This window comes from Pseudomonas sp. SC11 (assembly GCF_047039205.1).
GTDB lineage: Bacteria > Pseudomonadota > Gammaproteobacteria > Pseudomonadales > Pseudomonadaceae > Aquipseudomonas > Aquipseudomonas boreofloridensis.
On the sequence record NZ_CP178183.1, the window covers coordinates 1,516,504 to 1,539,800 of the forward strand.

Annotated in this window: 27 protein-coding genes and 1 pseudogene; 6 read left to right on the forward strand and 22 right to left on the reverse strand. The window is 56.9% G+C overall.

Translation table 11 applies throughout. The features are described from left to right. Positions 1-3 precede the first annotated feature (3 nt). The 9 genes and pseudogenes from ACK2SD_RS07010 to ACK2SD_RS07050 form a co-directional block, all read right to left on the reverse strand. On the reverse strand, positions 4-453 hold the full coding sequence (locus ACK2SD_RS07010) for a TIGR03751 family conjugal transfer lipoprotein (protein WP_412461711.1): 450 nt from the start codon (positions 451-453) through the stop codon (positions 4-6). Continuing rightward, a complete protein-coding gene (locus ACK2SD_RS07015) occupies positions 431-1,930 on the reverse strand; it encodes a TIGR03752 family integrating conjugative element protein (protein ID WP_412461712.1) in 1,500 nt (499 codons plus the stop codon). Before ACK2SD_RS07015 ends, ACK2SD_RS07010 begins: the two co-directional genes overlap by 23 nt. Further along, positions 1,911-2,804 carry a TIGR03749 family integrating conjugative element protein gene (locus tag ACK2SD_RS07020; protein ID WP_412461713.1) on the reverse strand — a complete coding sequence of 298 codons (894 nt, stop codon included), beginning with the start codon at positions 2,802-2,804 and terminating at the stop codon, positions 1,911-1,913. The genes ACK2SD_RS07015 and ACK2SD_RS07020 overlap by 20 nt, the downstream gene beginning before the upstream one ends. Next, positions 2,801-3,451 (reverse strand): PFL_4703 family integrating conjugative element protein, encoded by a 651-nt coding sequence (locus tag ACK2SD_RS07025; RefSeq protein ID WP_412462279.1) that lies wholly within the window; start codon positions 3,449-3,451, stop codon positions 2,801-2,803. The genes ACK2SD_RS07020 and ACK2SD_RS07025 overlap by 4 nt, the downstream gene beginning before the upstream one ends. Before the next feature lie 8 nt (positions 3,452-3,459). Beyond that, positions 3,460-3,843 carry a TIGR03750 family conjugal transfer protein gene (locus ACK2SD_RS07030; RefSeq protein ID WP_412461714.1) on the reverse strand — a complete coding sequence of 128 codons (384 nt, stop codon included), beginning with the start codon at positions 3,841-3,843 and terminating at the stop codon, positions 3,460-3,462. Positions 3,844-3,856: 13 nt separating this feature from the next. Next, positions 3,857-4,207, reverse strand: a complete 351-nt coding sequence (locus tag ACK2SD_RS07035; protein ID WP_412461715.1) for a TIGR03745 family integrating conjugative element membrane protein — start codon at positions 4,205-4,207, stop codon at positions 3,857-3,859. Positions 4,208-4,225: 18 nt separating this feature from the next. Next, positions 4,226-4,444, reverse strand: a complete 219-nt coding sequence (locus tag ACK2SD_RS07040) for a TIGR03758 family integrating conjugative element protein (protein WP_412461716.1) — start codon at positions 4,442-4,444, stop codon at positions 4,226-4,228. Between the two features lie 17 nt (positions 4,445-4,461). Beyond that, positions 4,462-4,776 carry an RAQPRD family integrative conjugative element protein gene (locus ACK2SD_RS07045; protein WP_412462280.1) on the reverse strand — a complete coding sequence of 105 codons (315 nt, stop codon included), beginning with the start codon at positions 4,774-4,776 and terminating at the stop codon, positions 4,462-4,464. A gap of 174 nt (positions 4,777-4,950) precedes the next feature. Further along, a pseudogene (locus tag ACK2SD_RS07050) lies at positions 4,951-5,479 on the reverse strand (transposase); the annotation flags it as partial. A gap of 209 nt (positions 5,480-5,688) precedes the next feature. Here ACK2SD_RS07050 and ACK2SD_RS07055 point away from each other — a divergent pair. From ACK2SD_RS07055 to ACK2SD_RS07065, 3 genes are all read left to right on the forward strand, one after another. Further along, complete coding sequence (locus tag ACK2SD_RS07055) at positions 5,689-6,027, forward strand: helix-turn-helix domain-containing protein (protein ID WP_412461717.1); 339 nt, start codon at positions 5,689-5,691, stop codon at positions 6,025-6,027. A 254-nt stretch (positions 6,028-6,281) separates the two neighbouring features. Beyond that, positions 6,282-8,252, forward strand: coding sequence for an ATP-binding protein (locus tag ACK2SD_RS07060; protein WP_412461718.1), 1,971 nt, complete (start codon positions 6,282-6,284; stop codon positions 8,250-8,252). 25 nt (positions 8,253-8,277) lie between these two features. Further along, positions 8,278-8,700 (forward strand): very short patch repair endonuclease, encoded by a 423-nt coding sequence (locus ACK2SD_RS07065; protein ID WP_412462281.1) that lies wholly within the window; start codon positions 8,278-8,280, stop codon positions 8,698-8,700. Here ACK2SD_RS07065 and ACK2SD_RS07070 read toward each other — a convergent pair. The 11 genes from ACK2SD_RS07070 to ACK2SD_RS07120 all read right to left on the reverse strand — a co-directional run bounded on the left by ACK2SD_RS07070 (position 8,648) and on the right by ACK2SD_RS07120 (position 17,778). Next, positions 8,648-9,688: a DNA cytosine methyltransferase gene (locus ACK2SD_RS07070; protein WP_412461719.1), complete on the reverse strand. Its 1,041-nt coding sequence runs from the start codon at positions 9,686-9,688 to the stop codon at positions 8,648-8,650. The two genes, ACK2SD_RS07065 and ACK2SD_RS07070, sit on opposite strands and share 53 nt — an antisense overlap. Before the next feature lie 62 nt (positions 9,689-9,750). Next, entirely contained in the window at positions 9,751-10,059 is a 309-nt protein-coding gene (locus ACK2SD_RS07075; protein WP_412461720.1) for a hypothetical protein, read from the reverse strand. Positions 10,060-10,195: 136 nt separating this feature from the next. Continuing rightward, on the reverse strand, positions 10,196-10,504 hold the full coding sequence (locus ACK2SD_RS07080; RefSeq protein ID WP_412461721.1) for a hypothetical protein: 309 nt from the start codon (positions 10,502-10,504) through the stop codon (positions 10,196-10,198). Between the two features lie 18 nt (positions 10,505-10,522). Further along, positions 10,523-11,992 (reverse strand): UvrD-helicase domain-containing protein, encoded by a 1,470-nt coding sequence (locus tag ACK2SD_RS07085; protein WP_412461722.1) that lies wholly within the window; start codon positions 11,990-11,992, stop codon positions 10,523-10,525. Between the two features lie 11 nt (positions 11,993-12,003). Beyond that, the gene (locus tag ACK2SD_RS07090; RefSeq protein WP_412461723.1) at positions 12,004-12,753 is read right to left on the reverse strand and encodes a TIGR03747 family integrating conjugative element membrane protein; all 750 of its coding nucleotides are present in this window, start codon (positions 12,751-12,753) and stop codon (positions 12,004-12,006) included. Between the two features lie 10 nt (positions 12,754-12,763). Further along, positions 12,764-14,980 carry a type IV conjugative transfer system coupling protein TraD gene (gene traD / locus ACK2SD_RS07095; RefSeq protein WP_412461724.1) on the reverse strand — a complete coding sequence of 739 codons (2,217 nt, stop codon included), beginning with the start codon at positions 14,978-14,980 and terminating at the stop codon, positions 12,764-12,766. Between the two features lies 1 nt (position 14,981). Continuing rightward, on the reverse strand, positions 14,982-15,230 hold the full coding sequence (locus ACK2SD_RS07100; RefSeq protein ID WP_412461725.1) for a hypothetical protein: 249 nt from the start codon (positions 15,228-15,230) through the stop codon (positions 14,982-14,984). Positions 15,231-15,238: 8 nt separating this feature from the next. Beyond that, complete coding sequence (locus ACK2SD_RS07105) at positions 15,239-15,769, reverse strand: integrating conjugative element protein (protein ID WP_412461726.1); 531 nt, start codon at positions 15,767-15,769, stop codon at positions 15,239-15,241. Continuing rightward, positions 15,766-16,326, reverse strand: coding sequence for a lytic transglycosylase domain-containing protein (locus ACK2SD_RS07110; protein ID WP_412461727.1), 561 nt, complete (start codon positions 16,324-16,326; stop codon positions 15,766-15,768). Before ACK2SD_RS07110 ends, ACK2SD_RS07105 begins: the two co-directional genes overlap by 4 nt. Next, on the reverse strand, positions 16,311-17,069 hold the full coding sequence (locus ACK2SD_RS07115; protein ID WP_412461728.1) for a TIGR03759 family integrating conjugative element protein: 759 nt from the start codon (positions 17,067-17,069) through the stop codon (positions 16,311-16,313). The genes ACK2SD_RS07110 and ACK2SD_RS07115 overlap by 16 nt, the downstream gene beginning before the upstream one ends. 10 nt (positions 17,070-17,079) lie before the next feature. Then, entirely contained in the window at positions 17,080-17,778 is a 699-nt protein-coding gene (locus tag ACK2SD_RS07120) for a hypothetical protein (protein WP_031324277.1), read from the reverse strand. A gap of 931 nt (positions 17,779-18,709) precedes the next feature. On the opposite strand from ACK2SD_RS07120, the gene ACK2SD_RS07125 reads away from it, so the two are divergent. After that, positions 18,710-19,297, forward strand: a complete 588-nt coding sequence (locus tag ACK2SD_RS07125; RefSeq protein ID WP_412461729.1) for a hypothetical protein — start codon at positions 18,710-18,712, stop codon at positions 19,295-19,297. Positions 19,298-19,310: 13 nt separating this feature from the next. Here ACK2SD_RS07125 and umuC read toward each other — a convergent pair whose 3' ends face one another. Continuing rightward, positions 19,311-20,597, reverse strand: coding sequence for a translesion error-prone DNA polymerase V subunit UmuC (gene umuC, locus ACK2SD_RS07130; RefSeq protein WP_412461730.1), 1,287 nt, complete (start codon positions 20,595-20,597; stop codon positions 19,311-19,313). Beyond that, a complete protein-coding gene (locus ACK2SD_RS07135; protein WP_412461731.1) occupies positions 20,587-21,015 on the reverse strand; it encodes a LexA family protein in 429 nt (142 codons plus the stop codon). Before ACK2SD_RS07135 ends, umuC begins: the two co-directional genes overlap by 11 nt. Before the next feature lie 214 nt (positions 21,016-21,229). On the opposite strand from ACK2SD_RS07135, the gene tnpB reads away from it, so the two are divergent. Then, a complete protein-coding gene (gene tnpB / locus ACK2SD_RS07140; RefSeq protein ID WP_412460369.1) occupies positions 21,230-21,589 on the forward strand; it encodes an IS66 family insertion sequence element accessory protein TnpB in 360 nt (119 codons plus the stop codon). 18 nt (positions 21,590-21,607) lie between these two features. Next, positions 21,608-23,152, forward strand: coding sequence for an IS66 family transposase (tnpC, locus tag ACK2SD_RS07145; protein WP_412461732.1), 1,545 nt, complete (start codon positions 21,608-21,610; stop codon positions 23,150-23,152). The last annotated feature ends 145 nt before the right edge of the window (positions 23,153-23,297 follow it).

The window sequence follows — 23,297 nt, forward strand, 5'->3', positions numbered from 1 at the left end:
GCATCAGTATTCCTCCGTCCGCTCGCCTGGCATGGCGTACTGCACCCGTTGATACATTGGGAACACCGTGGTGTAGCCAGGGACGGGTACCGGGTCCGTTCCAGCTAGGTGCGGGAAGACGTACATCACCAGGTCAGGATTCGGCAGGCGCTTGAACTGGCTATAAATCTCGTTCTGGGGCGTGCGAGTGAAGGCGTCAGCCCCTTCCTGTTGGCGAACCACCTGCGCCTGATCGAGCGGCCGACGAAGCTCTTGGCGAGCATCCAGCAGCATTCTGCTGTTGGAGCTGCCAGAGCTCCCGCCAGATGTGCCGTGTTGCCAGACGTCCATCATGCTGGCTTCCCCGTGGGGCAGCAGTTCGTCTTTGTCAGTCGTGCATCCGCCGAGAATGAGGGCGAGCACGAGCCAGGCCCCGGCCTGCAGGTGGGGCTTAGTCCAGGTTTGCGGATACATGGTTGGCTCCGGCGTTGTAATCGACCTTGCGGCCTTTGATCTCGTAGTCGATGGCGAGCTGCTGGTCCAGATGCACGGCGACTTTAGCCCCGGGCTGGACGTACACGGCGGCGAATGCTTCGCCATAGAGTTTGTTCATCCAGGAGCGGATGTCGCTGATCCCGCCGGTGAGGATGGCGCCCATGGCGGAGTTCCCCGAGGAGCCCGTGGTCCCGAAGGATGTTCCGCCGCTGCTGAAGGTCGTCGAGCTGTTTTGCTCATCAGCCTTCAACACTTTGGCCAAGCCGGCGCCTGCGGCCGTCACCAGGGATTGATTGGTCAAGTACTCCTTGGCGTTTGATCGGCGCTCGCCGGAGATGCAAGGGATCCCGTATGAGTCGCTGATCCAGCCAAGGCCGCCCTGGATCGCAGGTTGCCCGTTCCCGTTACTGCTGTTCTGGTTGTTGCTCTGGCTGTCGTTGGTCTCCTCTGCTGGGGCAGGGAACGAACGAACAGTGCCGTCGGTGAACACGAAGGTCAGGCTCCGGACTTGCCCGCGCACGCAAGACAACGTCCAGTCGCCCGAGGCGGTACCGCTGGCGACTGCGCCGACGACGTTAGGAAGCTCTATGCCGTTTGCGGTTAGGTTGTCCGGGCCGATCATCACCTTGAAGGGGAAGGGATCATTGACCGTCCCATCAATCGGTACCCGACCAATGAGCGCCGACATGGCCACGGACCCCATCAAAGTCGAGTTCTGAGGCAAGGTATAGACTTTGCGCACTTGCTTGCGGGTTTCCTGGGGCGATATTTCCGCACCGACGTTCCGCGCCGTCGCGCTGAGAACGGTCTGACCTTTGTCCAGCGTGTTGCCAAAGCTGGTGGGAAAATTGAAACCGCTAGCCGCCTGGGCCGACCCGGGCTGAAGTGGTTTACCGCTAGCGTCCACGGCAGTAGCGTCGGTCGGCTCCACCCACAAGAGGCCATCGGACTTCACTCCCTTGTCGAAACCTGCGCCGTCACCAGGTTGTACGCCAAGCCCGATAGGCAGGTCTTGCCCTGCGGCGTTGGGGTTCTGCGAAAGGTTATCCAACTGACGCTGGACTTGCTCCAGTAGGCCCAGGCTCTGGTTTTTAACCTGCTCCTGCAGCTCGCCCTTCGCATTATTCAGCTTGCTGTCGACATTTTGATCTATGCGCGAGAGCCGGAGCTGGAGCTCTGCGTTCTGGTCCTTGAGTTCTTTGTTGTCGGTCAACACCTTCGCGATCTGGTCTTTCACCTCCCGGCTTTCAGCGACCACTGTGCGGAGAGTGTCGGCCGGGGTATCACCGTCCACCCCTAGCTTGCGGGCGCTGTCGCCGCCGATGGTGATCGGCTCATCTCCTGGAACCTTCACCTCTTCTTTTTTACTCCCGTCCTTGAACAGGATGATGAGCACGACGATCAGCACCGGAATGAGCAGGTACTTGAGGAGTGGATTACTTTTCAGACTGCCCACGACGCCCTCCTGCTTTCGGATCAATTTGGCTGACCGAAGAGGGCAGCAGAGCTCCTTTCAGCCCTTTGCCTTGGGTGACCAAGTAAAGCGTGGTGGTATCGCTGGCGTTTCCGCGACTCCCAAGGTACGGGTGCTGGAATGTCGCTGTGGTGAAATTACCCATCAGCTCTGTGGCATTCATTGTCAGCTGCTGGGCGCTCAGATTCCTCAGCTTGACCGCAGTGACGTAACTGTTTTCGAGGCGCCAAGCCCCCAAGATTGATGCCTCCACCGGCAACATCGGCAACAAAGTGCTCAGGTCGATGGCCCGGTCTACACGCACCTGGCTGATGCCGGCGACAGGCTCAACGGTCCGAAGTGGGGCGTACAGCATTTGTGCCGCATAGCGGGTCAGGGCCACAGGCGCTGGAGTCTCATGGCGGGGTGCCGGCGGAACATCCTCATCGTCCTCCGACGTCGCGGCTCGCTTCGTCGAAGTTCGTGTGGAGGTGGTATCGCCGTAATGGGTCGAAGGGGCCGCACCGGCGACGATCTTAGCGGGCTCAAGCTTGGCTTGGCCCTCTGTCGCCGATGTCGCCGCGATATCCACCAGCATGATCTCGCCGGTGGCCACGTTCTGCAGTTGAAGCCGGGTCGGTGGGATTTCTTGGTTGGCCAAGAGGTAGACCGCGCCACCGGTGCTTTGGATACGCAGCGTGCCTACAAGCTGGGGAGGCATCCCAACGCGCACATTTTGGTCGACGAACAAAATGCGCTCCTGCCCGACAATCAGCGGGATTGCCATGGGGATACGGTCCCATTGCAGCAGCTCTACTGCTTTCGCATCGGCAACTGCGAAAAGGCCCATCGCAAGAAGCCAGGCACGCAGATTCATGGCTTCACCCCAGCGGCTTGCAGATCAACCTCGATGCGTTGCGGATTGGAGGCGTAGCAGTTCCACATCAAACCGAACGGATTTTTCTCAGGGTTAACATCAGCACGGACAATGGAAAGTGGGTAGCGGGTCATGGCGCGCTTGACCCGCTCCCCGTTCACCGACTCGTCAGCGAGCAGATCCAGGTTGACTGTCCAATCGTTGATCCCGATTTCTTCTACACGCAGTACTCCAGGATCGGTCAGCCCATGGCCCGGGATTTCCGAAACGTTCCGCTCACGGCGACGCAATTCACCGGCGTTACGACGCATCTCGAAGTCTTTCTTCAAGTATTCCTTGCAACTAGGGGTAACGTAGGAGGCCAAGCGTTCGATGTTGTCTTGGTAGTCGTCGTCTCCATTCTTTTCCCATCGCTGCATCTGCTGGAAGATATAGAACCCGAAGGCGTACACGTTCTCTGGCGGCACTTCCCACCATTTGCGAGTGCTACCGGATCGGAGGTCCGGCGGCACATGTACGGTCAGGTCCTCGGGAGCTTTGTGCCAGCCGTAGAACGCAAACAGACTGACTGCGCCCAGCACAATGACCGCGATTCGCAGGCTGAGGATATGGGCTTGTTGAGCATCCACTCGTTTTCGAAAACTCATGATGATCCCTACTTTCTTGTACGACGACATGTCCACGCGCCCTTCCGGATAACGAGTCCGGGGTCACCGAAGAAGGAAAGGTGTTGAGCGTTGTAGAGCTGGAGTCGGCGGTAAAACCACGTATCTGGGCGGCCACGCTTCATCTTCCGGAGAATTCGGCTCGCCACGGTCAAGCCCAAAGCTCCTCCTACCAGAGCACAAGCAACAAAGAGAGCTGGGTTGCCGAACAAGAACGACACGGGGATGCCTAGAATCAATCCGGCTCCCCCACAGACACCGATCGTTCCCCACATCTCATCCGCAGTGAGACCGCCCATAACGACGGGCTGCCTGTTTAGATTGTGGGGAAGGAAGTCAAGCGTCCCATCCTTCAGGTGAGTGATCTCAGCCATCTCACATCACCAGTTAGAGGACGCCAGTAGCTTTGGTAACCATGAAGATGCCAACGCCGATCAGACAGATCCCGACCACTGCCGTGAGCCCCAGATCTCGCCACTTTTTCTTGCCCTCATGGATATCGTGGTAAACACCGTATGCATGGGAGGCGACCCCCACCATCATTCCCCCAAGCAACAGAAGGCCGAGGAGCATGAATGCGTCGTACCCATAGTTCTGTATGGTCTGCATCCAGTTACCGCCCTCACCGCGGCTGGGTGCCTGGTTGGCAGGCAGGGCGGCGGCCGCTAGGCCTGGAAGAAGGATTGCTGCCAACGAAGTTGCGAGGTTCATTGCTTTGATGCGTTTACGGATTGGCATTCCGAAGCTCCTTGATAGTCAACTAAGAACAAGCGCAGAAAGGATCAACAGCAGGACCATAAGTCGAACCGTTGACGACGCTGCGATGTGTTTATCGATGTTCTGGGTAGCCCAGCCGCGATAGATGCTGTACAGCGCCCAAGCTCCCCAAAGCGTTGATAGGGTGATGACGGTGCCGACAAACAGCAGCGTGGCGGCTTGCGGGGTGATACCGCTGGCTGCGTTGAAGGCAGCCACTTGAGCCCCGCTCATGCTCATTGTGTCTGCCTGCTATGGATGTACTTGCCGGACAGTTCAGCTGGATCACGTGGCTGAGCGCGGCTCGGCGTCAGATACTCCTGCAGACCATGGCGGATGCGCTGGATGTCGCCGGCCAGGCGTTCATAATCGAAGTAGTAGCGCTGGCCAGGTTCGCTGGCGATCGTGGCGCTGCGGCGCGCTGAGTCTTCCAGCGCATTCAGTTGGCGGATCATTACCTCGATGTTGGCCTGTTCTGATGCACCGGCCGCCTGAGCGCTGGGTATTAGTGAAAAGCCGCCGCTGATGCTGATCAGCGCGCCAAGCAGGATTCGGCGAGGAGATACAAGGAGGAGGGATGGCTTGTTCACGGCTGTGCTCTGGGACGACTGACTGTGGGTGTCAGAGTGCCGAGACCAGATGGGGAGCGCCTCAAGAAATACTTATCTGGGGGACGTAGATTTTTCTTGAGGTCAATCAGGCTTTGGTGAAGTGGATTGATCCATCTAGGTACTGTCTGAAAAATAACGTCGCATGCACCGCATGACGTAGGCCAGCGAAACCATTGCGGCGTAAATTTTGCGAGCTTGGCGAAGCGCGTGGAGATTTGGCGGTTCTCTTTTAGCCAGCCGAACATGCGCGCGATGATGTTGCGCTGTCGATATCGGTCGCAGTAACGGCGCAATGCCTCGCCGTCGTAGCCCTTGTCGGCCATCAACCATCCGCATCAAGTGCGTAGTCGGGTACGCTGGCTTGTCGGAATGTTGACACTATCAAGCAAGGGGTGGGTGTAAAGATGTCACTGTTTTGGCCGCTTGAGTTTAGGAAGCGCAACGGTACCCCGTTGGCGTCGTATAGCACATGGATTTTTTTGTCAGGCCGCCGCAACTGCGGCCTAGAGCGTGACCGGTGGACTCGTCAAGCCTCTTTTTTCCGTGCTTCAGATGAAGCACGGGTTGCTCGAACAGCTGTGAAGTCGATTATCCAGGTGTGGGGCTCAATCAAGCCTGTGTCGTTAATATCGTGCTTGAGCCGATTCCAGTCGGTCACGAGGTTGCTGATCGCCTTGTCTAATGCGTCCTTACTGGCCATTTTTTGCGTGCAGTACTTGCTCTTGCCGCCGCTGGCGCGCGGCTTCGAACGCTTGCCCAGTGGGGCCAGCGTTCGGCATAGTGCGGCTCGTGTGATGACAAGGTGATGTTGGTTCAAATATTTGATGGTTCAGTTTTTTGAGGTTCATAAAAATGGCCGTCGGCATTCGGCTGAAGGAAGAAAGGTTGCGCTTGGGTCTTAATCAGACCGCTATGGCTGCAGTCGGCGGCGTGGGTAAAACCACTCAGATCAATTATGAGAAAGGATCGGGAGCGCCTGACGCCTTTTATTTGTCAGCTGTGGGGGACTTGGGTGTTGACGTGCTGTACGTCGTAACCGGAGCACGGAAACCGCTCCTGGCAAATAGCCTCAGCGCCGTTGAGGCCGATCTGCTGCAACACTTTCGCCGGTTGCCAGATGGTGAGCAAGGCTACGTCGGGAGGATGATTGCAGCGCTAGCCAGCGATCTATCCAGTCCTACAGGGAAATAAAAATGCGGTGATTGGTCGAGTTTCAATTAGCCAACTGAGGGGGCTTCAGTGAGCGACGGGCAAGCTTATATGTGTTTATTGATGCGTTCATTGGCTTTCTTTTCCTCTCTTTGGTCCCAGTTCGTTAAGTGCAGAGTGCAGCAATGTCCGGATAAGAAAATCATTGCTGAGGTTTGCGAAAATTAAAGTTGTACTGGTTGAGCAGTTGAGCGTGGTGGCCAGTGCTGTAGAAATCAATGCTTTCAAGGATGAATATGTCGAACCTTTCTCCCCTGAAAATCAAAATCGACTCGAACGTTCTCAATCACTTGGGAATCGGTCTGTACAGCAACACTCCAGCAGTTTTGACCGAGATAGTTGCGAATGCTTGGGATGCTGATGCAGAAAATGTCTTCATAGAATTGGGTAGTGGTGAAATTACCATAACCGATGATGGTCATGGCATGGACTATAGTTCTCTGCAAGATAAATTCCTGACAGTGGGCTATGCGCGCCGTAACAATGGGGAAAGCATTACGCCGAAAGGCCGACAATGTATGGGGCGTAAGGGGATTGGTAAGTTGGCCATGTTCTCGTTGGCTAACGATGTAACACTTTACAGCCGAATGGTCGGCCACACGCAGCATGGGTTCAAAGTTTTGGTTGATGAGCTTGCGACTACCATTGAGCGAAACGGAGAATACTTTCCTGAGCCCAAGGTCGCGCCGCATGAGATTGAGATAGAGCATTCGGGCACCATCATCAAGCTTGAGGCGCTCAACAAGAATTTGACCTCAGCTACCGAGTCCTTTCTGCGTAGGCGAATAGCCAGGCGTTTCAGTGTGATCGGTGAGGCACATGATTTCAAAATTCATGTCAATGGTACCCCCATCACTCTAGCCGATAGAGGGTTCTATCCTGATATCCAATTCGTGTGGACTTTTGGGAACGCGGAGGCTTCAACGCTAGCGCTTTGTGCCAATCATGTGAAACATCACCATTTTGATGGGGTTACAGTTGCGGGGGCTGTAGTCAATGGGTTTATAGGCAGCGTTGTGGTGCCCGAACAGTTGAAAAAAGATGAAGATAATAATAATGCCATCACCTTGCTGGCCAATGGCCGTATCTTTGAAGAAGACATCCAGAAAAGAATTGATGATTCCAAGGTTTTCAATAGTTACCTTGTTGGTGAGCTTCAATATGACATTTTGGACGCTAACGGACATAAGGATATAGCCGTAAGTAGTCGCCAAGGGGTGCAGGAAAATGATCCTCGCTTTCAAGAGTTTATGGGGTACATAAGAACTAGGCTCAAGGATATCGCCTCCGATTGGGATGAGTGGCGCAGAGAATTAGGTTCTGCAGAACTGGTGGATGAGTTTCCTAAATTGCAGGAGTGGATTGAAAGTCTTAAGCCGAGTTTTAAGAAGAAGGCCAAGCAGCTGATAAATAAGATATATACTATGCGTTTCAATGGTACTGCTGCCGAACAGAAAAGCCAGAAGCGTGAGATTTTGAAGGCGCAGATATTAGCGTTCGAAAAACTGAAGGTTCAGGATAATATTGAGGCAATTGAGTCAATAGACATCGAAAAAAATATCAGCGGTTTTCGGGAGGTCATGGTTACCGTTGAGGATATTGAGGCCGCTATGCAAATGGAGGTGATCGAACAAAGGTTAAGTGTCATTAGGAAGCTTGACCAGCATAAGGAACAAAAGGTTAAGGAGCGCGTTGTTCAAGATCACATCTATAAGCATCTATGGTTGGTTGATCCTTCATGGGGGTATAAAGAAAAACCGACAGAGTATGAAATGACGCTTACCAGCTATCTAAAAAGGATCTGTCCGGAGGCAGAGGCAGGTGCGAGGTTAGATATTGCATATACGAGTACTGCTAATAGGTTCATCGTTCTGGAGTTAAAAAAGCCTGGGCTCACAGTTGGTATGGATACGCTTATTGAGCAAGGTACTAAGTACTCGCGTGCGCTCAAGCAATATTTTCATGAAAATCCAGCATCAAGCCCATTTCCCGGCGGCCCCCCAATGATTGATATTGTTTTTGTCGTTGAGAAGCAGCCGGTGTATTCGAACTTTCTGGCTGACGAATATGACTCTCGAATGAAAATAATGAATGGCAGCATTCGCACTTACAGTGATCTCGTTAACCAGGCTACGCGTATCTATGAGGACTACATTGCTGCCTCTCACCATGCAGGCCGAATTAAGGGCATTGTCGATGGCCTCTGAGGGGCAGTTTAAGCAAAGTGGCATCATGCGCGCTGTACGACGCGCTCATACAAAGCCCGAGTTGCTCGTTCGCAAGGCGATGCACGCGCTCGGGCTTCGCTTCAGGCTTCACTCCAAGTCTCTACCAGGCTCGCCAGACATTGTTCTGGCGAAGCATCACACCGTAGTTTTCGTGCATGGTTGTTTTTGGCATCGCCATCCTGGTTGTAAATACGCGACTACGCCCAAGACTCGTCAGGAATTTTGGATTCCCAAGTTCGAAGGAAACGTAGCCCGAGATGCTCGAAAGGAAGCCCAGCTGCATGAGCTGGGCTGGCGTGTGCTGGTCGTGTGGGAATGTGAAACGAAAGACTTAGCAGCCTTGAGCGTTCGGCTCAGGCTCGAATTCGGCCTCCCTACTGCTGCGCCTCGTACTCTCTTACATGGTTCATCAGGCTTTCACCGATAACTTCACCTAAACGAACGGGCACCGCGTTGCCAATCATGCGTCCCACGGCTTTGAAGGTGATGTTTTCTGGTTCCATAAAGACATAGTGGTCTGGAAAGGACTGCAGGATTGCTGCCTCGCGAAGGGAAATCGCACGGTTCTGAATGGGATGGCCGAAGCGGCCATTGCCAAAACCGTAGCAGAGGGTGGTCATGGTAGGGCTCGGTTCATCCGGTCGCATACGTCCATAAACGCTGGCATAAGTTTTGCCACTTTCCTTGCGATGACACTCGGCGACCAGTTCCTTCGGCCAGTCTCGCCAAGTACCACCAGGTCTCGAATGGATTATTCGCCGGAGGTTAAGCGGAGTTAGGGTAGCTGCTCGATGGAGAGGATCATTCGGGTCACACTGGCCGGCTGCGATACGCGGCAAATGCCTTATCACGTTCTCTACCGATACGTGATTATCTTTATGGGTCGGTGGAATAATACTGATGGACTGGCCCAATTTTGATGCCAAAAGCACGTGCCTGCGGCGCTTTTGAGGGAGGCCATAATCAATGCACGAAACACGCCCGTCCCAAATCTTGTACCCCTTACTTTCGATGCTTTTAACGAAGTCGCGGTAGACCTGGTGCTTTGTTACGTCGGGTACGTTTTCCATCGTCACAAGGTGAGGTTCGGTTTCCTCTATTAGGCGCGCGAAGTGATACAGCAGCGGCCATTTACGATCGGTACGTGTGTCCCTGCCTTGGTTATATGTTGAGAAGGGTTGGCAGGGAGCGCAGCCTGCGAGGAGGCGGTAGCGTTCGGGGCGATACCAGCCGAGAAGCTCCTCGGCAGTCACATCCTTTACGTCGCAAGCGACGAAAGCCGCACGGTTGTTTTCGTGATAGGCATATTCGCATTGGGCTTCTATATCGTAGCCCGCCCGTACTGCAATCCCGGCATTGAGCATGCCAGCCGTCAGTCCGCCGGCACCACAGAAAAGGTCAACTGCATCAATCATGGGGAGATGTCTTCTTTCGAGCGTGGCGCATTTTACTCATCGCTGACGTCATGTCGAGGGCTTCAGTCGAGCCAACCATCTTGGAGGCGGAGCTCCAACTCGTCTTTGAGTCGAACCCCGATAGGGAAATCGGTGATTTCGAAACCGACGAAGCTGGCTGCGTTTTGCTCAACGTACTCAATGATGACGAAATGCCACTTGAACCGTCCGTGTTCGGTTTGCAACTCGAATGGGTAAACGATCCTAGCCCCTTCCTTTCCAGCGTTGTCGATCTCGTAAGCGTCGAGCTGCTCAATGGCTTCCGCCGCTAGGGGGTATTCGACGCCTTGGTGCAGATAACTACCATCGGCGCATCGCTCGATCCAGAACATGATGTCCGTCCTTGTGATTTCGTTACTGCGTGATGATCGAGCACGTCCGCCGCGGCGTCAACCTCCTCGACGGACTATAGCTGCGGTCTATCGGCCATGACGGTCGAGCTGTGAAAGGACTAGGCTACTTGGTTGCTCATGCTAATGACTCACGCTTGAAGAAGAGCAGATATCCGACCGGCATGGGAAATCCGTAGGACCAGGCCTGCGCATTTTGGTTGCCCACCTGGATCTCCCCTCGGCACACTGGCTCCGTGCTGACGAGTTCCCAGCCATCGGCGCCGAGCTCGAGCATCTTCGTCAGCAGCGGCTCGTCTTTGGACAGGAGAGTCCCAACATCGGGTTCTAACGTCTGCTCCGTGCTCTTGAAGATCCATGCGCCGCTAGTCGTGTTCTTGAATGGGATAGCGACAAACTCAGCGCGGTGTTCGAATTTCTTGCTCATGGTTCCTCCTTAATTCAATCAGCCGCGCGCTTGACGTGCCCCGGGGGCGAGCGAGTCGACGTAGCGTTCCATAATGGACAGCACCAGACTGTTGATCGCCAAGATCTTCATCGCTCGGGTGACGGCCACATATAGAAGGTTCAGCTCATCATCTCGTCGGCCTGGATCAATATCGGGTGAGAGCGGGTCTGACGTAAAGTCGTCGAAAAGACCGACAAAATCCCACTCCAGGCCTTTCGACTTGTGGGCAGAGGTCAGCGTGATAGTTGCGTCAAGCTCCTTATCCACCGTGCATGAGCGTAGAGCCAAGATTCGCTGGGGCAGATCCGGATACATGTTGATGATCTTGATCGAGCGGATCATCTCGCTGTCCTGGCTCACCTCGGCGATTTCTACGTATTGGGCATAGTCGCGGTAGTCACGGAGCAGTTTTTTGTTCTGGACCAGGTCGCGCTGCTGTCGACTGAAATAGAACAGGTCCTCGAGGTCGCGCACGGAGTAGCTGTCGATGCCGCCAACCCAGTAGATCTTGGGGTTCTCGGTGACCAAGCACAGAGCGTTTTCAATCACCCCAATGACTGTCCGATGAATGTACGTCCTGTGCGGCAGACCGGCCGGCAGCGCTTTCTTCACCAATGTCTTCTCGCCCAGTCCCTGCAGCTTCCTGGTTTCTCCCTTGTAGGACAGGATGATGTTGGCGACATGGGCGACTGCCGGCCCAAACCTGAAGCTCTGGGTCAGGTAGTGCTTCTCAGCCCCGGCCATCCAGCTGGCATTGAGAGCATCTTCTGCCCCTCGAAAGCGATAGATCTGCTGATGACGATCACCCACTGCCACCTTGCGAATGCTCTGTATGCGCACGATGTCTGCGATCACAGGGTTTACGTCCTGCCCCTCATCAAGCAGAACACAGTCGAAGCGCTGGCTCAGATCGGGTTTGCTCAACTGGTACAGCTTCAGGTAACCGTCATGCGTGATCTGCACCGCTGTGTCCTGCAGGTCAGTCATTCGCTTCCAGATGCCCATCGCTGCTGCGAGCGCTTGGTTCAGGTAGCGCTCCTGGGCGGAGGTAAGCATCGGCCGGTCACGGAACCGCGGAAAGTGGCAGCGTTCGATAAGATCGTCGGCGCTGGCCATGTAGTTGTTGAGGGTGGTGAGCACGTCTCTGACCAACTCCCAGTCCTGCGTGTCGATCGCACGGGCGATATCGGTCAGCCGCAAGTTGTTGGTCTGCTTATTGCTGAACTGTGTGCCATAGACGGCGTACGCCAGGCCGTGTGCAGTTTTGTTCACCACGTTGCGCGGGAAGCGTCCCCGTGCGGCGATCTCCACCGACTTGTTGTAGCAGAGATAGAGAATCCGCAGTCGGGAGTGATGTTGAGCGTATCCTACCAGTGTGGTGGTCTTTCCACTGCCGGCGCCGGCCTGGATGAGGAGTTTCGGAGCCTCCGACTGGATGATCGGCGACTGTTCGTGGGTCCATTGCATCGTGCTCTTCCTCACAAATACTTCTTGAAGCTCGCGGCCGTGATGCTCACGGACACACCGAGCAGGGCGGCGCAGGGGAGCAGCACCAGCATGGGACTGATGCTGATTGGGAGTGCCAGGTAGAAGGTCCAGGGGAAAATAGCCAACGGCATGATCGTTGCGCGGGCCTTGTGATAGAGGTAGCTGGATTCGCGACCTGCGCCGAATTTGCGCAGGTCTCGGCGCACCAAGCCGTCGACCAGACCCGTCAGTGCCGCCATGGCGAATAGCGGTATGGTCATCAGCAGCACGACCAAGCGGACGCAAAACACCAGAACGGTGAAGAGAGCCGCCAGCACATAGTTCTGGACCGTTGTGACGCTTTGCGCGGCCCAGTAGTGCATGTCCAGCTCGTTGCGGGGCCCGGCGTGGGCGATCGACTCCATCCCCTGGACCCAGCTGAGCATCCCGGTCTTCACGATCAGCCAATCATAAGTTTCGGTGACCAGCCATGTTGCAGTGCGCCCCGGCTCTTGGACGATGGCACTGTGGACCAGGCCTTTGGATAGCCAACTGACCTCGCTGACCAGCATTTGCTGACCGTGTCGCCATCCGGCTTCTGGCCAGAAGAAGTACAGGCATACCCAGTCGACCAAGATGGCGACGAGCAGCGAGCCGAACATCACTCCGAGAAAGTTGAAAGGGAACCAGAAGATCTTGCTGAACAGCGATTCCTGTCGCTCCTGCTGCTGTTCGGCCTTCTTTGAAACGTCGTCTGCCATGGCCTACACCTCAAGCCGCGTCATCGGTGGCCACCTGACGGAAATCCTCAACCAAGTCTTCGGGCAACGCAGATTTCAGTTCTTGATAGCCCGGTGATTCCCACCAGTCGCTCGAGGATGCCGCCGAGCGTCGCATGCCTGCGGCCAGGTCCTGCAGATTGCCGGGCATGACCTCGTCGGGGTCGTTCGCGGGAAGCGGCATGCGGACCTTCCAGAGGTTCCCACCCTCAATGAGCGCGAAGGCCTGCCCCTTGGGAAGCCCGACCACGTGGGCGGGCTCAATCATCGGCACGCTCGCCAGCTGCACCTGGTCATGTGAGCTCGAGGTGAATGCTGTTTTCCCGTTGACCGAGTCGTTCGCACTGCTCGCCGGGGTGCTGTTGTAGATCTGCACCTTGGGCAGCTGGTTGGTCAGCAGCTCGGCGGTTGCAGTTTCACGAACGCGCAGCATGAACAGGTTGTTGAAGTTACCGATCACTTGGCCGGCCTTGGCTTTCGAGCCAATCTTCGCCTCGATGTCGCTCATGGTCTGGGTGTAGGCGGTGACCTGCATGCCTGCGCCGCCGGCCTTGTTCACCATGGGGATGAACTCGTCCCCGATCAGTTCGTTGAACTCGTCAGCGTGAAGGTTGATGCGAACCTTGCCACCGGCCATATGGCCCGGCAGACCATCATCGATGCCATGCTTGTAAATGTGGCCGGCGACGGAGACCAGGTCGCTGAACATCGAGTTGCCCACCGCCGCAGCGACCTCAGTGTCGGACAGCGCATCGAGGCCGATGTATACGACCGCGCGCTTCCTAATCACTTGCATCCAGTCGAAGATCGGTCGTTGGTCAGCGAGATCCAGGTAGTCGGGCGCGAGTAGCTCAGCGATACGACCAGTGGTGAGTTTCTCCAGTAGCGGCAGCAGGGATGCGACGATCTTGTCGAAGTAGGTCTTGTCGTAGCGCACGGCACTGCGTAGACCATCCATGACGGAGTCGTTGATGCGTTTCTGGGTCAAGTACATGTCGATCGCCACGACGCGCAGCGGACGGTCCTTCATGGCGAATGACAGGTTCTTCCGATCGATCTTGCCTTCAACCTCAACGATGGCTTGCCAGGCCTTCGGATCATGTTCTGCGAAGTACTTCTGGGCGTATTCGATGAATAGTTCGTCGATGTTGATGACGTGGCGGCGGATCTGTTCGTAGTCAGGGCGGCGGCCGAGGGCGACCAACGACTGCGCGATGATGTTGACGAATCGCCAGGCGAACTCCCGGAACGCAGCAGAGTTGCCCTCGCCGGAGAGCTGGCCAGCGATACGAGTGGCGACCTCGCTGATCCGACCAAAGCGGCCGATGGCGTTGTAGCGCGCGGAAATGTCCGGCCAGCCCAGGTGGAATACATAAAACTCGTCGAGGCGTCCGGCGCGCTTGCATTCGATGTACATGCGCTTGAGCAGATCCGCATCACCTTTCGGGTCGAAGACGATCACAACCTCGTGGTCAGCCTGTGCCTCTGCACGCCGGCGCCGGCTCCAGCGATGGGAAGTTTGGCTCCGGCGCCCCATACGGACTCGCGGCCCGCGTCGATGCGTTCGTCGAATGTCCTGCGTGATGAAGACCTCAGCCAGACGAGTCTTGCCTACCCGTGTGGTTCCCAGCACCAATGTGTGGCCCACGCGCTCACCGAGAGGCAGGCTAACGTTCTGCTCATCAGGCTCGATTCCATGCAGTCTGGGCAGGCCTCCCACGGGTGGCAGCGGCCTGGCGGGGTTCCAGTTGGAGTCCCAGCCAGTGACCTTGGTGATTAGCTTCAGTGGGAAGGGAGCGAACTCCAGACGTTCTTCCAGCCAGCGCGCACGCACATAGAGGTTGGTCGGCTCGACGTAGGTCGCGAACTGGGGAAGGTAGGTGTCGGCCAGGCGTTGCGTGTGCTTCTGTGTCCACCGGAATCCACGACCGATGAACAGACGCTCGTTGCTGATCGGCATTTCAGCGCTGGTCATGGTGTAGTGAGGAAGCCGCCGCAGATTGGCGTGGTAGCGTAGGACCCTCCACGCCTGCAGGAGCCGAATTGTGCCCAGATAAATAAAGGCCAGGGCGGCGACAATCCCGAACAGCGGTGTCAGGGCGAAAGCCCAGGGTGCGCCAATGCAGAGTGCCGCCGCTACATAGCAGACGGCCGTGGTGAATAGTTCTACCGGGGGGCGGAGCAGAGATTCAAGGGTGTAGGTCGCCATCTCATGTCCTCGAGGTGTAGGTCAGGGCGTCGACTTCAGCGCGTGCTGCCTCGACCTGGTCCGGAGTCAGCCGTTCGGCTAGGCGCTGGGCGAATGCGTGTTCGTTGAACTCGGAGATCCCAGTTAAGCGTGCACCGTAGAGCTCGCTCACGTGGCGGACCTGCTCGATCATCTGCTCCCGGCCGGGTCGGTGCAGGGGATGGCTGATGATCAGCGTGAACACCGGCGATACAGGTCGTTTTGGGCGCATACCGGGTCTCACTGCTGAAGGGTTGTGGCTGTGATCAGCACCGGGTAGTGCTGCAGCCCCAAGCGACCAGCAATATCGCTGGCAGGAACGGGCATCACTTGCAACCCGGGAGCCCAGCGGCGGATCTCTTGCAGTCGTGCTGCGTTGCTGACATTCACGGCGAGTCCCACTGCCTGCAGGCCTTTAAGTACCGGCAGTTTCTGCTTGAGCCAGGCCTGCGACATTGGATCATCCCCGATGATGAACATCGGCTGCAGACCAACTGCATTGATGACCCGTCCCTGTACTGCGCCCGGGCTCAGTTCTGGAGTCAAAACCGGGAACGCCCCACCAGCCCGGACACCCGTCACAACCAGAGGCGCGTGCGCAGGCTCGGGCTCAATGTCCTGGTAGTAGGGCAATGCGGATGCTCCGCCGCGGTCCTCTACTACTGTGAGCACCGCTTGCTGGTCAGCACTGGTGGGTAGGGCCAGGCTGGTCACTATCGCGACGGCCAGGGCTTGAAAGACGTGTGACCGCCAGGCGTGGGGATATGTCATGGGGTCCGTACCTCGAAATTGATGCCGGTGACCCGGCTGAGATGTTTCGCGAAGTAGCCACGGTACTTTGCCGCCGGCGCGCCGCCGGCCGGGCGGTGATACCGCCCGGCAGCATCGATCCAGGTTCCGCCCTTGGCCTTTTGCTCAGCCAGGATCTGGGCGGTCACCGCCAAGTTCTTGTAGGGGTCCAGGCCTTCGCAGGGAAAGCTGTAGCGATGCCCGTTTGAGCGAATATTGGTTTGCCCCAGTCCCACGTCGACTCGAGCGGGCCCAGCGGTCGCAATTGCGACCAACAGCGCTCGGCAAGCATTTGCGCGGGTGGCGAAGCGATAGCCGGTGCCCGCGACATTCAACGTCCACGGCCAGGGCACAAGCTGACCCCGAAGGCGGGTGCCGCTCTCCTGCAGCGCCACTGAATAGAGCACGACCGGTGGAACCCCGTGCCTGATGGCGATCGCCTTGTAAGCTGGTGGCGGATCTTCCACGCCCCACGCATTGCCGGCGAACAGTAGCACCGGCAGCAGGCAGAGCTGCCACCAACTCATTGACGGCGCCATGATCCGTTCACCTGCGTCACGGCCGCTGGCAGTGAGCCGCCGAGACCGAGGCGAATCCAACGGCCCTGGTCATGATTGAGTGTGATCAGTCGGCTTTTAACACTGGACGGGTCAACACCCGCGAGGATTGCCCAGCGGCGAATTCGTTCATCGTCGTTCTGGCTGCCGACGAAATAGAGGTCAAACGGTGTCTGGGACGCCTGCAGGCGTTTGACCTGGTCGATGCAGGGCAGGCAGTCGTCTTTGACGAAGAGTGCCATTCGCCCGTTACCTTCCAGAGCTGGGCCGCTCCCGGACCCGGACCGGGTCGAAGGGGAGGCCGAAATCTCAATGGCATTGATGCCCGGGAACAGACGCTGGTACGCCTCATCGTAGGCTCGCTGGTAGGCGAGCTCCCTGTCGACTCGTTGACGCTCTGCCTGAACCTGGAGCTCGGCAAACCGGCGCCGCTCACTATCCGATCGAGCTTCGATTCCGAGTGCAGTGAGCGGGTCAAGCCCCGGCGAATACACCCCCCGAGGCCCTTGCATCACCTCTTGATATCGCTCGTATTCCTTGGAGGTCAGGCCCCACTCCTGCGCTGCTTTATCATGAAGCTTGTCCTGCGACAGGATGCTTTCGCTGGTGAGCTGTTGAACACTGGGGGCGCCTCCTCTTACAGCGGAAGGAAGCGGCGCGGCCTCAATGCCCGCAGCAGTAAATGCGCAGGCGCAGGCGATGGCTCGAACGATTGGTAGATTCATGATGCTTTTCTCATGGCTGGATGCTCAGGGTTCGGGTTGTGCCGCCGGCGTCGAAGGTTGCAGTTCGTTCATCTACAGCCTTGAGTCGCCAGGTGCTGCCACTGACCACTTCGCCTGGCCGAAGCAGGTAGATCTGGCTCAGTCGCGTGCTACCGGTGGGGGCAACAGATAGAAAGCGCTCGCCGCCCCGGTATTCGAGACCGACCATCTGAAATGGCGGAGGCTCTTGCGGGATGGGCGTGGCTTTAACCGGTGCGGGCTTCGCCTTCGGTTTGGAAGTGGAGGCTTTAGGAGCTGGTGCAGTTGCCTGGGCCTGTGGCCTGCTCATTTTCTGCACTTTGCCGTCAAGTGACTCAAGGTCGGCTTTCAGTACCAGGAGATCGCCCGCAGTCGCGGATGAGCGAGTGGCTTCAACTGCAGCTTCGTGGGCCTGCTTTGCCGTGGCTTGCACAGCATCGATCCGGCTCGAGAGTGTTTGCTGGCTAACACGGAAGTCTTCCATCGTGACCAGGGGTTTGCCTGACACAGTGTCGAGACGATCGTCGATCGCGCTCACCCTGCTCTGGAGTGCGTCGATGGAAATTTTCTCTGCTGCTCCGTTCACAGCGCGAGACAGGGTCGACAGCTGGTATTGCTGGAACGCGATGATGCCGCCCAGGATGAGCAGTCCTGCGGCGATGGGCAGATATTTTCGGATCGGCAGTTTCATGGGTGTCCTCTCGAAGCCGAGTACACCCTCGCGCATCCATGATGCTGTTTCAGCAGAAAATACTTAGCCTGACCGTGTGGAATTTATTGACCGATGCCAAAGGGCCCGCCATCTGCTGGCGAGCGTCGTGACTGCAAACCCACCTTTGCAGCCCAGGTCGCTCAGGACGAGCGTGCTGGACAAACGGTTTTCTCGGCTGACGGCCAGTGAACGATTGCCACGAATGTTTAGAACCAGCCATCTGGGGGTTACACTGGATTCACTTTCCAGCAGGCAAAAAAAACCGCCTTTAGGGAAGGCGGTTTTTGTGCAATCCAGATTAGGGGGCTGAATTGCGAGTCCTCACAGGGACCATCAACGTGCGTTCAGTTTACGTTCGTAAATTACGATTTGCAAATGGTGGTGGTCCGATTGGGATTGCGTTTTGGCATGCGACGAACGTACCGACCGTTTTGGGTGGCCTGAAAACCGATCCGCTTTTCGGCCTGGCTGAAAGCTGACTGCTTCCGCCCATGATCGCACAATGCCAGATTTGCAGCTATTATGGCGCTGCCTGCACTCACGTTGCCCGAAGCAGGTGGCCAGTTACGCAACAGTTTCATCCCCCAGACGCGGCGTAGGAACCCGCGCCAGATGACCATCCGGGGGTTCTCAACCGGCCACCTCACAGGGACCATCAACGGTAACTCGAAGGCGCTATGTGTTCTGGAAAAAGCGCTGGAGGTTCGGCCTTGCCTACTTAGGAGGCCGAAATGTCTAAATTTGGACGTTTGTGGGACCTCGTTTGGAATGGTTACAGAGCTTTCAAGCTGTACGAGTTCCTGCGGGACCATTATGAAGACTGGTTCTAATTAATGGGGAAGCCCCGTTCTGGTTCGCCAGGGCGGGGCTTTTTGCTTTGAGGTGCCAACGGCTGTTTGTGGAGGATGAGATGGAAGACAATTACGAAGGCTGGCTCGCGTCCCGACCAACGCTCGTAGAGGACAGGAGCCACCCCAATCACTGGCTGAACCGAGCCTCAGACTTGCTAGCCTCTGCAGGTGCGCTATGGCACGCAATGGGAGCGGAGGATACAGCAATTGCTCAGGCGCTTGGCTACGGAAGGGGTTTTAGCATGAAGGTGGCCTGTTGGCCGGTTTATCACATGCTGTGCGGGCTCTCACTGGAACTCATCATGAAGGCGGTGCTGGTCCAGCGTGCCAGACCACAGAAGGATGTGGAGACTCACGTTCTGTACAGGCTTCATCAAATGCTTGACCTCGACCTGGACGAGGAGCGAAAGCAGATCCTGGACTTCTACGAGGCGTCAGTGATGTGGGCTGGCCGCTATCCTACCCCCCGCAACCCCACAGATGAGAAATTACTGAGTCACTATGATCTCGAGAGCAGGGTTCTTACGAAGCCGGCGCCGATTGATTCACCCGGCACACTGAAATTCAGGGTGTCCAGCAACACTACCGATCTGGATCAGTTTTCGAGCCTTTGGCGCGAATATGCAAACCTATTCATCCACACCTGAGGTTGTGCTCTGTTCACCTACAATAGACCCGCCACAGTTGATCCAAGCGGGTCGTAAACGACTGACTCAGTAGTTCCCGACGCATACCCCACTCAGGGCTTCTTGGAACGTTGGCGGACCTCAGTGTGCCTTTGCCGTACCGCTGGTTTATGCCATCCATTACCGACATCAGGCGATCGCAGGCAACTGGCTGCGTGGCCGCGAACATATCGTCGGTGAACTCGCCCGGTTGCCGTAGATCGAGCAGTAGCACCTCTGCTTTGCTGTAGCGGTAACCCTCCTGGTAGACCTTCTCCACAGCTTCAGTCGCCGCCCGCGTTAGCAATAGGGTGTCGTTTGTGGGGTAAGGCAGATCAACCAGCGCTCCTTTCGCCAAATGCAGCTCGTTGGGGTTCAACATACCGGTGCGGATCGACACTCGCATGCGTTTGCACACCGACCCCTGGGCGCGCAGCTTCTCGGCTGCTCGTGCTGCATAGATGGCCACCGCCTGCTTGATTGGTGTCAGCTCTGTAATTCTCTTGCCGAACATCCGGCTGCAACAGATTTCCTGCTTCGGCGGGTCAGCCTCATCCAGTTCGAGGCATGGCGTGCCGGCGAGTTCACGCGCGGTTTTCTCCACTAGCACACTGAACTTCTCGCGCAACATTCGCGGGTCTGCCTTGGCCAGTTCCATCGCCGTACGGATACCCAAGGCCTCCAAGTGCACGGTCATCTTCCTGCCGATGCCCCAAACCTCCTTCACCTCGGTGTTACGGAGTACCCAATTGCGCTTGAAGTCATCAGTGATGTCGACCACCCCGCCGGTATGCGCCTGCAGGCGCTTCGCCGTGTGGTTGGCGAGCTTTGCCAGGGTCTTTGTGTGGGCGATCCCCACCCCAACAGGGATGCCGGTGCAACGCAGTACCTTGGCGCGCACATCCCGGCCGAACTGGGTCAGGCTCCCCTGAACGCCCGTGAGGTCAGCGAAGCATTCATCAATTGAGTAGACCTCACTGGCGGGCACCATCGACTCGATCAGCGACATGACCCGCTCGCTCATGTCTCCATACAACGCATAGTTAGACGAGAACGCCACGATGCCATGCCGCCGCAGCTTCTCTTTGGCCTGGAAATAGGGCTCGCCCATCTTCACATACGGCTTGGCATCGTATGACCTGGCGATCACACAGCCATCGTTGTTGCTCAGCACCACGATGGGGGTCTTGGCCAGATCCGGCCGGAACACTCGCTCACAGCTCGCGTAGAACGAGTTGCAGTCAATCAGCGCGAACACCTGGCCCACCTGGTCACTGGGCATGGTCGCGCACGCTGTAGCGAACAACACCCCAGATGACCAGGTCGTCGCCTTCCATGACGTGCCGCGGTGGGTAGGCTGGATTCTCCGATTGCAGGATCAGCACGCCGGCGCGCCGATACAGGCGCTTGCAAACGGGCTCAGTGTTGATCGCGGCGATCACGATGTCGCCGTGCTCTGCCTCTGTGCTGCGGTCTACGATGAGAAGATCGCCTGAGAAAATACCGGCGCCCTGCATGCTGTCGCCCTCCACCTGCACCAAGTACATGTGAGGGGCACGCAGGTCAAACAGTTCGTCGAGGGAGATATGGCGCTCCAGGTGATCGGCCGCCGGCGAAGGGAATCCGGCCGGTACACGGAACGAGTACACCGGTAGCTGCGTAGGACCGCCCGTGGGCGCGCCCAGGAAGGTGATAGTCATGGCAGATCAACTCAAATGAATAGCTGTATACTTATACAGTAAACTGTCAGGGCGCTCCTACGTCAATGCGTGGGCGCGAGGCAGCCGACAAACGAGCGAGGTGGTGTATGTGTGGAAGGTACTCGATCGTAACCGCTCCATGAACCCCACATTCAAAGCGCGAAGCTGATCCCCAATGCTGTGCTCCCGATCTCTTTCTGGAGCCAGCCCCGTCATGATGCGACCCGACGCCAAAGTCGAAAAAGTCTATCTCTACCCCAAGCCTGTCGACTTCCGAAAGTCGATTGACGGCCTGGCCGCTCTGGTCGAACTGGATATCAAAGTGGCGGTGTTTGACCCCGTACTTTTCGTGTTTATCAACAAGCCGCGCAACCGCGTGAAGATCCTCTACTGGGAACGAAACGGCTTCTGCCTTTGGCTCAAGCGCCTCGAATCCGAGCGTTTCAAAACATCGCCAGACGCCACCGACGAGGCGATCATTCTGACCGTCCAGGAACTCAACTGGCTGCTCGACGGTTTTGACCTCTGGCGTAATCGTCCTCATCAGGTTTTGACGCCGCGCTACGTGGCATGACCCGGTATAATCCGGGCCATGATTTCTCTGCCCGATGACCTTCCTGATGATCCTGTTTTGCTCAAGCAACTGTTGCTTGAGGCCCTCAATCGTCAGGAGGAAACCGCTCAGGCTTATCAGACTCACATCGTCGACCTGAAAGAACAGATCAAGCTGTTGCGTGACCGTCTGTTTGGACGCAAGTCCGAGCAATCCGTAGAACCCAACACGCCACAGTTGGCCTTGTTCAATGAGCCTGAAAGCGAGCCAATGCCGTTGGTTGGCGACGCCGATGAGGAAGTCGTTGCACCCACAGTGCGTCGTGGCAAACGCAAGCCGTTGTCAGCCAATCTGCCGCGTATCGAAGTCATCCACGAACTGCCCGAACACGAACTGACCTGTGCTTGCGGTTGCCGCAAACATGCCATCGGGGAAGAAACCAGTGAGCAACTGGATATCGTGCCGATGCAGATCCGGGTCATCACACATATCCGCAAGATCTACGCTTGCCGTGGCTGTGAAGCCGCACCGGTCACCGCCGACAAGCCCGCCCAGTTGATCGAGAAAAGCATGGCCAGTCCCAGCGTGCTGGCCATGCTACTGACCGCCAAGTATGTCGACGGTTTACCGTTGCATCGGTTTGAAACGGTACTCAGCCGGCACGGTATCGATATCCCTCGGCAAACGCTGGCACGCTGGGTGATCCAGTGCAGCGAGCATTTCCAGCCACTGCTTAATTTGATGCGTGATCGGTTGCTGGAAAGCCCAGTGATTCACTGCGATGAAACCCGTGTCCAGGTGTTGAAAGAACCGGATCGAGATCCGGCCAGTCAATCCTGGATGTGGGTGCAAGCCAGTGGCCCACCGGATCGAAAAGTTGTGCTGTTTGATTACACGTCCAGCCGTGCGCAGGAGGTGCCGTTGCGCTTGCTGGAAAGTTACCGTGGCTATGTCATGACTGATGATTACGCCGGCTATAACGCGTTGGCGTTGCAGCCGGGCGTGGAGCGACTGGCGTGCATGGCCCATGCGCGACGCAAGTTCGTGGACGCGCAAAAAGTGCAGCCCAAAGGTAAAACCGGACGGGCTGATATCGCGCTGGCGATGATCAACAAGCTGTACGGCATCGAGCGCGAGCTCAAGGACGTCAGTGATGAACAGCGGTTTACTGGTCGACAGGAGAAAAGTCTGCCGATCCTGACACAACTGAAAATCTGGCTAGATAAAACCCAGTCGCAGGTGACCGCACAAAGTGCGTTGGGCAAGGCAGTGCATTACCTGGCGAATAACTGGAGTCGACTGGAGCGCTATGTCGAAGCGGGTTACTTGCCCATCGATAACAATACGGCCGAAAGAGCGATCAAGCCGTTTGTCATAGGGCGCAAGGCCTGGCTGTTCAGGGACACCGTCAACGGCGCCAGTGCCAGCGCGAAGATCTACAGCCTGGTCGAGACCGCCAAGGTCAACGGCCAAGAGCCTTATACGTGGCTGCGCCACGTACTTGAACGGCTACCGCACGCCTCGTCCGTAGCAGACTACGAAGCGCTGTTACCGTGGAACTGCTCGCCAGAGATGCTACGGTAGCCCGTTACCCCACTGTTGGGCAGGTGGGGTTTATGGATCGCGTGCAAGTCTCCGGTGCGGGGTATGAGGTACTACAAGGAGGAGGCAACCGCGTGATCCAGGTGTTGACCCTGTGTGCACGACAGCGGAGCTGCCTCTACCTCGA